Here is a 12,940-nt window from a genome sequence, read left to right on the forward strand (position 1 = left end):
TCGTTTCTATCGGTTTTATGTGCAGACGGTCACACAAGTGGTGCAAAATCTGTTAATCTCGCCGTAACTTATTACGGATTAAATACATACACTTAATGCTAAACATTAGGTATGCTCCTTTTGAGGGCGCTGCAGTTCCTAAACCTCGCTCGATAACAGAAAAAGACAAAAGAGGTCAACTTATATGGCGACAATGAAGGATGTTGCCCAGCTTGCAGGGGTTTCTACTGCTACGGTCTCCCGTGCATTAATGAACCCGGAAAAAGTATCTTCTGCTACACGAAAAAGGGTGGAAGAAGCCGTACTGGAAGCTGGCTATTCACCTAACTCTCTGGCCAGAAATCTGCGCAGAAATGAATCAAAAACCATCGTGGCCATCGTTCCGGATATTTGTGACCCCTATTTCAGCGAAATTATTCGCGGCATAGAAGATGCGGCAATGGAACACGGCTATCTGATCCTTCTGGGCGACAGCGGTCAGCAGCAGAAAAGAGAAAGCTCTTTTGTCAATCTGGTCTTTACCAAACAGGCTGACGGTATGCTGCTGCTGGGCACAGCTCTGCCTTTTGACATCAGCAAACCGGAACAAAAGCACCTGCCACCACTAGTGATGGCCTGTGAATATGCGCCGGAGCTGGAGCTCCCTACTGTGCATATCGACAACCTGACTTCCTCTTTTGAAGCCGTTAACTATCTGACACAGTTAGGTCACAAACGTGTCGCACAGATCTCCGGACCAGAAAGTGCCACATTGTGTCATTTCCGTAATCAGGGTTACCTGCAGGCTCTCCGCCGGGCAGGCATACCGATGAATCCAGACTATACCGCACACAGTGACTTTACTTTTGCCGGAGGAGCAAAAGCGGTAAAAAAACTACTGGCTCAACCGGAACCTCCGACAGCCATCTTCTGTCACTGTGATATTATGGCGATTGGTGCCATTCAGGAAGCCAAAAGGCTCGGTCTGCGCGTGCCTCAGGATCTGTCGGTTGTCGGTTTTGATGATATTCAGTTTTCTCAGTATTGTGATCCGCCACTAACCACCATATCTCAACCTCGCTACGAAATCGGCCGTCAGGCAATGCTGATGATGCTGGAACTGTTGAAAGGCCGGGAAATCGGTGCGGCTTCACGTCTGCTGGAAACCAAACTGGTAGTTCGCAACAGCGCTGCACCACCTCTCACTTAACCATTTGCCATACACCGGCAGCGACGTCTTTCCGCGTTGTTTCCGGTTTGATTTTCGCCTTCATACCGATTAGCCATTGTTTTCCGTCTCTGATCTGGATTACCATGTGGCCAGTTTTTCTTTAAATATTGAATGAAATGCAGCCGTGGCTAAAGATTATGTGAGACGAGGCCAGGGGTCGAAAAAGACCAGCCGGAAACAACCAACCAGACAGAAAAAAACACTGCCGTGGAAAGCCGGATTGCTGGCAATCGTTGCTGTAGGGGCATTTGTCTATGGCCTGTATACTCTGAGTCAGGATCCTGAACCACCGGTCACTACCATAGAATCAACGCCAGCACCGGCTAAAAAAGAACACACACCAATCCCCCCTCTTCCGAAGGAAGAATGGCAGTACAAGAACGATCTGCCAAATAAAGAGATCCAGGTACAACCCAGAAAACAGGAAGTATCGGAAATCCCTTATATTATGCAGTGCGGAGCGTTTAAGACACTGCAACAGGCAGAAGAACGTAAAGCTAATATTGCCTTTCAGGGATTGGTCAGCAAGATCCGCAAGAAAGAAAATAGCAGCTGGTACCGGATTGTGTTAGGGCCTTACAAATTCAAACGTGATGCCGAACGCGACAAACATAAACTGCAGAGAGCCAAAATCGAACCCTGTGAAATATGGAAAGATGCCCAGTAATACCTTCTTTCCCCCCGCATTATGCCTTACGAAAAGAAGCGGATGATCTTCATCCACTTCTTTCCCTTGAATTCCGGATCCAACATCCTTATATAACCTCTATAGCCCAGTTATCCCACTGGTGAAATTAAGTATGAAGAGGTTTATCCCGTGACTACCATCGTATCCGTACGTCGTAACAATAAAGTTGTCATCGCAGGTGACGGACAAGTTTCTCTGGGCAATACCGTCATGAAAGGAAATGCCCGCAAGGTACGCCGTTTATATAACAATAAGGTTCTGGCTGGTTTTGCCGGCGGCACGGCCGATGCTTTTACCCTATTTGAACGTTTTGAAGACAAGCTGCAAATGCATCAGGGACACCTGACTAAAGCCGCAGTAGAACTGGCAAAAGACTGGCGCAGTGATCGAGCTCTGCGTCGTCTGGAAGCCATTCTGGCTGTTGCTGACGAAACAGCCTCATTGATCATCACAGGGAATGGCGACGTAGTACAACCGGAAAATGACCTGATTGCTATCGGATCCGGTGGTAACTATGCTCAGGCAGCAGCAACAGCTCTGCTGGAAAATACCGATCTTGATGCGCGGGAAATTGCAGAAAAAGCCCTGACAATTGCCGGTGATATCTGCGTCTTTACCAACCACTACCAGACCATTGAAGAATTAGACATCGCGGCCGAATAATGGCAGCGAAAACCGAATAAAGGAACAACGTATGTCTGAAATGACTCCGCGTGAGATTGTACACGAACTGAATCGCCATATTATCGGTCAGGATAAAGCCAAACGCTCGGTGGCTATTGCACTGCGTAACCGCTGGCGTCGTATGCAGTTGGAAGAAAGCCTGAGAGCCGAAGTTACGCCAAAGAACATTCTGATGATCGGCCCGACCGGAGTAGGTAAAACCGAGATCGCCCGTCGTCTGGCAAAACTGGCTAATGCCCCTTTTATCAAGGTCGAAGCAACAAAATTTACTGAAGTTGGTTATGTCGGTAAAGAAGTTGAAAGTATTATCCGTGACTTGACGGATGTCGCTATCAAGATGACCCGTCATCAGGCCATGGAAAAGGTAAAATTCCGGGCTGAAGAACATGCTGAAGAACGCATTCTGAATACCCTGCTGCCACCGGCGCGTGACGCCTGGGGACAATCTGACACTCAAGGTGAAGATAACTCTAACACCCGCCAGATCTTCCGTAAAAAACTGCGTGAAGGTCAACTGGATGATAAAGAGATCGATATCGATGTCGCCGCTCCACAAATGGGGGTTGAGATCATGGCTCCTCCAGGTATGGAAGAGATGACCAATCAGCTGCAGAGTATGTTTCAGAATCTGGGCGGTAATACCACCAAAAGCCGTAAGATGAAAATCAAAGATGCGCTGAAAGCCCTGATAGAAGAAGAAGCCGCAAAGCTGGTCAATCCAGAAGATCTAAAAGCGCAGGCCATCGATAATGTAGAAAACCACGGTATCGTATTTATCGATGAGATCGATAAGATCTGTAAACGTGGTGATGTATCCGGTCCGGATGTCTCCCGGGAAGGCGTTCAGCGTGACCTGCTGCCACTGATTGAAGGCAGCACCGTTACCACCAAACACGGTATGGTCAAAACCGATCACATTCTGTTCATTACCTCCGGGGCATTTCAGGTAGCCAAGCCTTCCGATCTTATCCCGGAACTTCAGGGTCGTCTGCCTATCCGTGTAGAACTGGAAGCCCTATCCAGTAATGACTTTAAGCGTATTTTGACCGAACCGAAAGCGTCTCTGACCGAACAGTATATCGCCCTGATGCAGACCGAAAATGTCTCCGTCAGCTTTACCGAAGACGGCATCGAAAAAATCGCTGAAGCCGCATGGCAAGTGAATGAAACCACTGAAAATATCGGAGCCCGCCGCCTGTATACGGTAATGGAGCGACTGATGGATGAGATTTCGTTCGATGCAACCGAGCAGGCTGGTTCAGCACTGACTATTGATGCCGCTTATGTAAAAGACCGTCTGGGTGAATTTGTTGATGATGAAGATCTGAGCCGGTTTATTCTGTAGCCAAATCGCCTTTCCCAATACAACAAAAAGCCCTCCTACCACTTTAGGTGGGCTTTTTATTCCATCGACTCTTGGTATACTGCAGGTATCTAATGTTGTGGTATATGTCCGATGAATAAGTCCGTTTCTATCTGGTTGGAAGCCTTCCGGCCTAAAACCCTCCCTCTGGCTCTGGTCTCCATCATTACCGGAAGCGCACTGGCACATGCAAACGGGCATTTTTCACTCATTATTATGTTACTGGCACTGATCACCGCCACACTGCTGCAAATCCTCTCCAATCTGGCGAACGATTATGGTGATGCCCAGAAAGGCACCGATAATGAACACAGACTGGGACCGGTTCGGGCCATGCAGCAAGGGGTCACCTCTCAGGAGATGAGAACCGCCATTATTATCAACATTACGGTGACGCTGGTCTCAGGACTAGCACTGGTATTATATTCACTGGACAGCCTGACCAATATCCTGACTTTTCTCAGCTTAGGCGCACTGGCTGTTATTGCAGCTATCGCCTATACCGTTGGTCAGAAACCTTATGGTTATCTCGGTCTGGGTGATCTTTCTGTCTTTATTTTTTTTGGTCTGCTGGGGGTCGCCGGTACATTCTTCCTGCATACCGGTTACCTTGATATCAGTGTTTTTATCCCGGCAACCGCCAGTGGATTGCTGGCAGCCGGCGTACTGAATATCAATAATATGCGGGATATAGACAATGACCGAGCCTGCGGTAAACATACCTTTGCCGTCCGGCTGGGTGAATTACGGGCAAAACACTATCATCTAATCCTTATCTGGACAGCATTTACTATTTTCGCTGCTTATCTGCTGTATATGGCCGGTTTCTGGCTGCTATTGCCTTTTATTCCGGCCGCCGCTGTTATCGCCCGTCACGGGCATGCCGTACTGCATACTACGGCTCCAGTGCAGATAGCCCCCATGCTGCCGGTTATCGTAAAGTGTGCTGTTATTACTAACATTCTGTTTTCACTAATTGTTATTTCGCAAACTCTCACAAGATAATTCATGCTTATCGTTGCATTGGCTATCTGAGCCGATATACTCAATACATCACCAGCTACTGAGATGATGCATATGGAATACAATACCTCTGCACTTTGCGATATTTACTTGGATCAGGTAGACGTTGTAGAACCGATGTTCAGCAACTTTGGCGGCAGTGCATCGTTCGCCGGTCAAATTACCACGGTAAAATGCTTTGAAGATAACGGACTGATCCGCTCCATTCTGGAGCAGGACGGTAATGGCCGGGTTCTGCTGGTCGATGGCGGCGGCTCACTGAGAAAAGCGTTGATCGATGCCGAACTGGCAACACTGGCAGAAGACAATGAATGGGAAGGTATTGTCGTTTATGGTTGTGTACGTGAAGTCGACGAACTTGAAGATATGAGCGTGGGCATTCAGGCTTTGGCTTCCATTCCTGTCGGGGCAGCACAACAGGATATCGGAGAGATTGACGTACCGGTCAATTTTGGCGGGGTGACTTTTCTACCGGAAGATTACCTATACGCCGATAACACCGGCATTATCCTGTCTCAGGAGCCCCTGGATGCTGAGCTGAATATCGACGAAGATGACGACTACGATCTTATCGAAGATGCGGATGACGAAGACAGTAACCGTATGGATTCATAATGCAAAGGATCTGACAAAGAGGCGCTGAATCAGCGCCTCTTCTGTTTTCAGGATCCCGGATAACACACCGGCCATCACTTATTCTACGTCTTCCATCTTACCCAGCAGAGTACGGATACGTTCCTGCCATGCATTATGTTCTGCTTCCATCTTACTGGCTTTTTCTTCCAGCCCGGTACGCTCACCTTTCAGACTTTCCGCTTCAGAAATCAGTTGCTGATTTTGCTCTTTCAGTTCTTCCAGCTCCATCTGCAGCAGAGTAATCGTATCGACAGCAGTCTGAACTTTCGCTTCCAGCTGTTCCAGAATTTCTAATGACATTTTCCTACCTATATAAAAACGTTCTGTTATCGCATTATTCTACTCAGAGTACCGCCGATGACCAACAACAATACAGCCCTTTCCAGCCGTATGCTTAAAAATAAAACATCCATGCCTGTTTTTCCCCAGTCTGGACCAGCAAATTCTGCACAGGCAAAAAAGCAAACGTTTCCTACCGGGCTATGGTAAGATCGCGCCGAAATATTCACATACCCCCCTTTAATTTGGAGTCGAGATGAAACGCGATTTGGCGATGGCATTTTCACGAGTAACCGAAGGTGCCGCATTAGCAGGTTATAAATGGCTTGGACGTGGCGATAAGAATGCTGCAGATGGTGCCGCAGTTGAAGTGATGCGCTGCCTGTTAAACAAAACTGAAATCAGCGGTGAGATTGTCATTGGTGAAGGTGAAATCGACGATGCACCAATGCTCTATATCGGAGAACAGGTCGGTGTTGGCGGTGATGCCGTTGATATTGCTGTTGATCCGATTGAAGGGACGCGCATGACTGCCATGGGTCAGGCGAATGCTCTGGCTGTTCTGGCAGCGGGTGAAAAAGGCAGCTTCCTGAAAGCTCCGGATATGTATATGGAAAAGCTGGTTGTCGGACCCGGGGCAAAAGGCTGTATCGATCTGAATAAGCCGTTGAAAGAAAACCTGCACAATGTCGCTAAGGCTTTGAATAAGACACTGGAAACTCTGGTTGTTATCACTCTGGCCAAGCCACGCCATGAACAAGTCATAAAAGAGATGCAGGAAATGGGCGTTCGCGTCTTTGCCGTACCGGACGGTGACGTAGCCGCATCTATCCTGACCTGTATGCCAGACAGTGAAGTTGACATGATGTACTGTATCGGTGGCGCACCGGAAGGTGTCGTTTCCGCAGCCGTTATCCGGGCTCTGGATGGTGATATGAATGGCCGTCTTCTACCGCGTCACGAAGTCAAAGGTGATACGGAAGAAAACCGGGCCTTTGGTGAACAGGAGCTGTCTCGCTGTAAAGAGATGGGAGTGGAAGCCGGTGTTGTCCTGCCGATCTCGGATATGGCTCGCAGCGATAATGTCGTGTTCTCAGCCACTGGCATTACCAAAGGTGATCTGCTGGAAGGTATTAGCCGTCAGGGCAATATTGCGACAACAGAAACACTGCTGATCCGTGGGCGCTGCCGTACGATTCGCCGGATCAAATCGACCCACTATCTGGAACGTAAAGATCCGGAAGTCAGAGATATTATTCTTTAATCTCTCACCATCTTACTATTAATAAGGCTCCTTCACGGAGCCTTTACTTTATCAATTAATTGCTTTATTAATAACATCATTCATAATAAAGGTTGTTCACTTTTCCCGAATGATAAATGGTGCCTATGAAAACCCCGGAAAAAATTCTGCATAAACTCAAGCGCGAAGGCTCGATTACAGCCAAAAAGCTGGCCGGGGATCTGGGCATGACAACTATGGGAGCCCGTCAGCATCTTCAGGCACTGGAAGATGACGGTATGATCGAATCTTTTGATGTCAGGGTTAAGGTTGGCCGTCCGAACCGCAACTGGTCACTGACGGAAAAAGGCCATGCCTATTTTTCTGACCGGCACGATGACCTCAGTGTTCAGGTTATCGAAGCGGTTGAAACACTTTTTGGTACGGAAGGCATCCATAAGGTTGCGCAGGAGCGGGAAAATAAAACGTTTCATCGCTATCAGGCTCAGTTAACCAAAAAGACGACCCTGCAACAGAAACTGGAATGCCTGACCCAATTGCGCGAGCAAGAAGGCTATATGGCTGAACTGCACCAGAGCGAAACCGGTTTTACACTGATCGAAAACCACTGCCCTATCTGTAAAGCAGCCGAACGCTGTCCCTCTTTCTGCCAATCCGAACTGAATGTCTTTCAGCGGCTTCTGGGCGATAGCTGCCATATCGAACGCTCAGAACATATCATCAACAGCGAACGCCGCTGTGTCTATCTGATCACGGAGAAATAACCTTTTTAGGGTAATGGTCTTCTTAAAAAGTCGCTAATCTTAAAAAGGTGACAGTCCTCCCCCCAGCCATACGGCATACTGGTCTCTGTGTCTGCTTTTTATACCGTTATTGACTACAATTACAATAGTGGACATTGTCTTCTCTTGTCCCGGCGGCCAGTGTACTGGTCAGGGATCCGCATCCAGCTCACACTGAGTCGTAGCGAGTTAAAAAATAATGAGGGGGTATTATGGATTTTCCTCTGCATGAACAAATTCTGCCGTCTTTCGATGAACTGAAAGAACTGGCAGAAAATAACCCACAGGCCTTCGATGAGCTGAAAAAGGAATTATGCGAAGAGGCCATCACCTACGCAACGGAAGGGATGCGTCCCCGTTTACGTGCCCAGCAGACCCATATTGATCGCATTATCAGCCGCTGTAAAAATCCGCATCAGACCAATGTTATCCTGATGCGGGAACTGAGTGTTCAGGTCGGAAAATTTCAGTCAGTACTGGAAGGGGATATTGAAGATTTCACTCCGGCAGAAGTGCTCCCGTTCACCCGTCCCCACTGAACCAGAATCAAATCTGCGGTCGCCCATAGCGGTTTTCCGCAGTATCCCCTTTCAGGAAACCACACTCCAGCAGAATCCAGCCACCACATACCAGTGCCAGTAAGGAAATGATCGTTTCGACAGTTGTTGGCTGGTGCTGCGCTATCGTCCCTCCTACAGGAACCGTAAAACGGCCTAAAATCACCGGAATATTCAACAGCAAAAATCGGTTTGATTTGTTTCTGTCATGCCAGCGCTTAGCGGTAATCGCCAGATCCGGAAGAACCATCAGCAACAGGCAAGCAGGTAATATTACACCGATACCAGCCGGGTAAAATTTCCGGAGCAACGTAGCCACCAGCATAATGGCCAGATAGTAAAAAGCGTTCCAAATCCAGAAAGTGCGACGGTTAACCCGCCCCTGAAAGGAGAATAGCAGTTCTTTTATCGACATCTCTGTTACCTTAATCAGCGAAAATGCAGACATAAAAATACCTTAACCATAGCAAAAGCAAAAAGATAAGCCGCCGTTTTGCCTGATAGATCACTTAGGACAGCCACAAAATGAATTTACGATGCACCGGAAGGCCAAAAAGATCAGCGAAAGACATGATTACTGTCATGATCTGTGGTTATTAATCTGTTATATTCTTTCGCAATCGAGATTATTTTTTACATTCATTACTTTTTTGGAGATATCCCTATGCGTCAACCTGTTGTTATGGGTAACTGGAAACTGAACGGCAGCAAAACTATGGTTACAGAGCTGCTAAATGGACTTAACGCTGAGCTGGAAGGTGTTTCCGGCGTTGACGTGGCTATTGCTCCACCAGCACTTTACATCGACCTTGCAGAGCGTCTGATCAAAGAAGGCGGCAACAAGATCATCCTTGGTGCTCAGAATACTGACGTAAACAACTCTGGCGCTTTCACTGGCGATATGTCTCCAGAGATGCTGAAAGATTTCGGTGCGACTCACATCATCATCGGCCATTCTGAGCGTCGTGACTACCACAACGAATCTGATGAGTTCGTTGCTAAGAAATTTGCGTTCCTGAAAGAGAACGGCCTGAAGCCAGTTTTCTGCATTGGTGAAACTGAAGCTCAGAACGAAGCAGGTGAAACTGAAGCCGTATGTGCTCGCCAAATCAATGCTGTTATCGATGCTTACGGTGTTGAAGCGCTTAACGGTGCAATCATCGCATACGAACCAATCTGGGCTATCGGTACAGGTAAAGCAGCAACAGCTGAAGATGCACAACGCATTCACGCTTCTATCCGTGCTCTTATCGCAGCAAAAGACGCAGCAGTAGCAGAACAAGTGATCATCCAGTACGGCGGTTCGGTTAAACCCGAGAACGCAGAAGCTTACTTCTCACAACCAGATATCGATGGCGCTCTTGTTGGCGGTGCTTCTCTGGATGCGAAAAGCTTTGCCGCTATCGCTAAAGCAGCTGCAAAAGCAAAAGCTTAATTGCTTATCTGAACCGAAGGTTCTGAATATTCTGAAAGGTCAGCGCAAGCTGGCCTTTTTGTTATCAGAAAAGTGTGGTCATAAAGATGTCCTTTTATATCAACCGATTTCCGGACGGGAGACTCTATACAAAAAAGCCGCTGATTTCTCAGCGGCCTTTATTTCGATTCAAATCGGAAAAAAACTTAGAACAGTTCTTTTGCTACCTTGTACAGGTCTTCACGTACTGGGCGCTTCATGTTTTCGATAGCATCGATAATGTCATGATGTACTAGTTGTTCTTTCTGAATACCTACACAACGACCACCGAAACCTTCCTGTAGCAGGTGAACAGCATAGTTACCCATACGGGAAGCCAATACACGGTCAAATGCTGTCGGACGACCACCACGCTGAATATGGCCAAGAACCGTTGCACGAGTCTCACGACCAGTCTCTGCTTCGATTTCTTTTGCCAGTTCATTAGCATCCATCATCAGCTCAGTCAGAGCAATAATGGCGTGTTTTTTACCCTTAGCCAGACCTTCTTTCAGGTTATTGATCAGGTCTTCTTTGCTCCACTCCTGCTCCGGAGTGATGATGTACTCACACCCCCCCGCAATGGATGACATCAGAGTCAGATCACCACAGTGACGACCCATAATCTCAACAATAGAAATACGCTGGTGGGAAGAAGAAGTATCACGCAGACGGTCAATCGCATCAATAACCGTATTCAGAGCGGTCAGATAACCGATAGTATAATCGGTGCCAGCAATATCATTATCGATAGTGCCTGGCAGACCGATACACGGATAACCCATTTCAGTCAGCTTTTTCGCACCCATATAGGAGCCGTCACCACCGATCACGACCAGAGCTTCGATACCGTGTTTATTCAGATTCTCAATCGCTTTTTCACGAACAGCGACTTCCTTAAACTCAGGAAAACGGGCAGAACCCAGGAAAGTCCCCCCCCGGTTGATCACATCAGAAACGCTTGAACGGTCAAGCTGTACGATACGATCTTCGTACAAACCCTGGTAACCGTCATACACGCCGTACACTTCCATGCCTTCAGAAAGTGCCGTACGAACTACGCCACGAATTGCAGCGTTCATGCCAGGTGCGTCACCACCACTGGTCAGGATACCGATCTTTTTAATCATGCTCACCCTCGATTTTTTGGGAATTTCAATTACAAATTCTAACTGCCGTAGTTGGCAAAATCATTAACGCGACACACTGGTTTCGGGTCTGGACATCCCCCAGTCCCGGCTGTCAGTAGACCTCATCGGGTCTTTTTCCAGTGCGGCGCTGAAATTTTTTTTCTTTTGAAAGAGTATTACAATTTTACAGCAGAGCTAAGTTGATTCATATCAGACTCATGCTCGTTTGCTTTATATCTGTATAATAGCCCATCAATTTATCTGTCGCTTTATAGCATAAGAATGCTTACCAACCCATCTCTTTTTGTGGTTTCTCAACCTTATTTGCAACAGTGTAGGGATCCTGATGGATGAGGATATCCGCTTCAGGAAAAGCGTCCAGCAGCCTTTCCTCAACCAGGTCTGAAATCCGGTGAGCGTCCAAGAGGGGCATATGATCGTCCAGTTCCAGATGCAACTGAATAAATCGGGTTGGCCCGGACATACGGGTCCGTAGCTGATGGATACCCAATACTTCTTTCATCGAATGACAAATCTTCCGGATCTGCTCCAGCTCTTCTTCCGGTAACTGCCGGTCAAGCAGTGATTGTATCGCCTCTCGCACCATCTTAAAGGCGTTGTACAGAATAAACACACCAATACCGATAGCAAAAATGGCGTCAGCTTGTTTAAAACCAAACGTCGATAACCCCAGTGCAACCATAATCGCCACGTTCATATACAGATCCGTCTGATAATGCAGAGAGTCTGCGGCAATCGCCTGACTACCGGTTTTGCGCACCACGTAACGCTGAAAAAGCACCAGAGCAAAGGTCACTACAAAGGCAAATAAGCTCACGTATACACCGTACTCCGGAGAAGTCAGCTCATGGGGTCTGAAATACCGATCAACGCCGTTAAGGATCAAAAAACAGGCAGATCCGGAAATAAACATAGTCTGAGCCAGAGCAGCGAGTGATTCGGCTTTTCCATGCCCAAAAGTATGTTCCTTATCCGCCGGTTGCAGAGCGTATTTTACCACCACCAGATTCACCAGAGATGCAGCAATATCCAGCATAGAATCGATCAAAGAAGCCAGCAGACTGACCGAACCGGTCACCCACCAGACACTGACCTTAACGATTAACAATAAGGTTGCAAGTCCCGTCGCAAGCCATGCGGCCAGTGACACTAAACGTGCGTAATCTTTCATAAATCCCGTCTGAATCCGTACAGTTTACCGACGATTATACAAAAAAAGCAGCCCGAAAGCTGCTTTTGATTCATTCAGAAATGCATACCCTGTTACCAGTGTTTACCGCCTTTTCCGCCACGGCCTCCAGGCCCCATATCGGCAGCACACTGCTGCATATGCTCAGCCTGCAGTGTCAGAAGTTTCTCTTTCTGGGCATCAGTCAGAATACTCAACATAGCATGCTGCTGTTTCAGCATTTTTACCTGCTGTTCGGCACGCTGAGCAGCCATCTGCTCGCCCATTGCTTTTGCCAGCTTCATCGCTTTCGTTTCATCAAAATCCGCAGATAGCATCAGTTCCTGCATCGCTTTCTGATGTTCGGCTCTGAATTCCTGACGGTCTTCACGGCGGGCATCACGGTTAGCCTGCATATCTTTGCGCTGCGTGGTGCGCAAATCACGTAACTGTCCCAGCTGCTCATTAGTCAAATCCAGATCATCAAGCAGGCGCGGACCAAATGAAACACCACAATAATCACCAGGACCACCCATAGCGCCACCACCAGGTCCGCCAAAAGCATAAGCACTAGCGGTACTTAAAGCGATAGGAAGAACAGCAACGGCTAACACCAGTTTTTTCACAGATTTCATAACAAATTCCCTACTTACACGTTGATTGGAGTAAGCTGTCTTCACAGCCGTTGAGGATAGAATAGAAC

14 protein-coding genes and 1 pseudogene are annotated in these 12,940 nt (G+C 47.6%); 10 read left to right on the forward strand and 5 right to left on the reverse strand.

What is annotated here, in order from left to right:
- Positions 1–178: 178 nt before the first annotated feature.
- The 6 genes and pseudogenes from cytR to rraA form a co-directional block, all read left to right on the forward strand.
- Positions 179–1,189: pseudogene (cytR, locus tag CSW98_RS13740) on the forward strand (DNA-binding transcriptional regulator CytR); the annotation flags it as partial.
- A 145-nt stretch (positions 1,190–1,334) separates the two neighbouring features.
- On the forward strand, positions 1,335–1,877 hold the full coding sequence (locus tag CSW98_RS13745; RefSeq protein ID WP_100801049.1) for an SPOR domain-containing protein: 543 nt from the start codon (positions 1,335–1,337) through the stop codon (positions 1,875–1,877).
- A gap of 150 nt (positions 1,878–2,027) precedes the next feature.
- A complete protein-coding gene (gene hslV / locus CSW98_RS13750; protein WP_100801050.1) occupies positions 2,028–2,561 on the forward strand; it encodes an ATP-dependent protease subunit HslV in 534 nt (177 codons plus the stop codon).
- A gap of 31 nt (positions 2,562–2,592) precedes the next feature.
- A complete protein-coding gene (gene hslU / locus CSW98_RS13755; RefSeq protein WP_100801051.1) occupies positions 2,593–3,927 on the forward strand; it encodes an ATP-dependent protease ATPase subunit HslU in 1,335 nt (444 codons plus the stop codon).
- 111 nt (positions 3,928–4,038) lie between these two features.
- Entirely contained in the window at positions 4,039–4,950 is a 912-nt protein-coding gene (locus CSW98_RS13760) for a 1,4-dihydroxy-2-naphthoate polyprenyltransferase (protein WP_100801052.1), read from the forward strand.
- A gap of 72 nt (positions 4,951–5,022) precedes the next feature.
- Positions 5,023–5,583, forward strand: coding sequence for a ribonuclease E activity regulator RraA (gene rraA / locus CSW98_RS13765; RefSeq protein WP_100801131.1), 561 nt, complete (start codon positions 5,023–5,025; stop codon positions 5,581–5,583).
- 78 nt (positions 5,584–5,661) lie between these two features.
- Here rraA and zapB read toward each other — a convergent pair whose 3' ends face one another.
- Positions 5,662–5,904: a cell division protein ZapB gene (zapB, locus tag CSW98_RS13770; protein ID WP_100801053.1), complete on the reverse strand. Its 243-nt coding sequence runs from the start codon at positions 5,902–5,904 to the stop codon at positions 5,662–5,664.
- Positions 5,905–6,139: 235 nt separating this feature from the next.
- Between zapB and glpX the strand changes: the two genes are divergently transcribed.
- The 3 genes from glpX to CSW98_RS13785 all read left to right on the forward strand — a co-directional run bounded on the left by glpX (position 6,140) and on the right by CSW98_RS13785 (position 8,447).
- Entirely contained in the window at positions 6,140–7,147 is a 1,008-nt protein-coding gene (gene glpX / locus CSW98_RS13775; RefSeq protein WP_100801054.1) for a class II fructose-bisphosphatase, read from the forward strand.
- 125 nt (positions 7,148–7,272) lie between these two features.
- Positions 7,273–7,890: a helix-turn-helix transcriptional regulator gene (locus CSW98_RS13780; protein WP_100801132.1), complete on the forward strand. Its 618-nt coding sequence runs from the start codon at positions 7,273–7,275 to the stop codon at positions 7,888–7,890.
- A 230-nt stretch (positions 7,891–8,120) separates the two neighbouring features.
- On the forward strand, positions 8,121–8,447 hold the full coding sequence (locus tag CSW98_RS13785; RefSeq protein WP_100801055.1) for a DUF3135 domain-containing protein: 327 nt from the start codon (positions 8,121–8,123) through the stop codon (positions 8,445–8,447).
- Between the two features lie 7 nt (positions 8,448–8,454).
- On the opposite strand, the gene CSW98_RS13790 is transcribed toward CSW98_RS13785, so the two are convergent.
- The gene (locus tag CSW98_RS13790) at positions 8,455–8,880 is read right to left on the reverse strand and encodes a DUF805 domain-containing protein (protein ID WP_100801133.1); all 426 of its coding nucleotides are present in this window, start codon (positions 8,878–8,880) and stop codon (positions 8,455–8,457) included.
- Positions 8,881–9,129: 249 nt separating this feature from the next.
- Here CSW98_RS13790 and tpiA point away from each other — a divergent pair, with 249 nt between their 5' ends.
- Entirely contained in the window at positions 9,130–9,900 is a 771-nt protein-coding gene (tpiA, locus tag CSW98_RS13795) for a triose-phosphate isomerase (protein WP_100801056.1), read from the forward strand.
- A gap of 185 nt (positions 9,901–10,085) precedes the next feature.
- On the opposite strand, the gene pfkA is transcribed toward tpiA, so the two are convergent.
- The 3 genes from pfkA to CSW98_RS13810 all read right to left on the reverse strand — a co-directional run bounded on the left by pfkA (position 10,086) and on the right by CSW98_RS13810 (position 12,872).
- Entirely contained in the window at positions 10,086–11,048 is a 963-nt protein-coding gene (gene pfkA / locus CSW98_RS13800) for a 6-phosphofructokinase (protein WP_100801057.1), read from the reverse strand.
- Positions 11,049–11,334: 286 nt separating this feature from the next.
- Positions 11,335–12,240 carry a CDF family cation-efflux transporter FieF gene (gene fieF / locus CSW98_RS13805; RefSeq protein ID WP_100801058.1) on the reverse strand — a complete coding sequence of 302 codons (906 nt, stop codon included), beginning with the start codon at positions 12,238–12,240 and terminating at the stop codon, positions 11,335–11,337.
- Positions 12,241–12,332: 92 nt separating this feature from the next.
- The gene (locus CSW98_RS13810) at positions 12,333–12,872 is read right to left on the reverse strand and encodes a CpxP family protein (RefSeq protein WP_100801059.1); all 540 of its coding nucleotides are present in this window, start codon (positions 12,870–12,872) and stop codon (positions 12,333–12,335) included.
- Positions 12,873–12,940: the final 68 nt, after the last annotated feature.

Origin of the sequence: Vibrio sp. HA2012, from assembly GCF_002812955.1 — a bacterium.
In the GTDB taxonomy this organism is placed as follows: domain Bacteria; phylum Pseudomonadota; class Gammaproteobacteria; order Enterobacterales; family Vibrionaceae; genus Vibrio.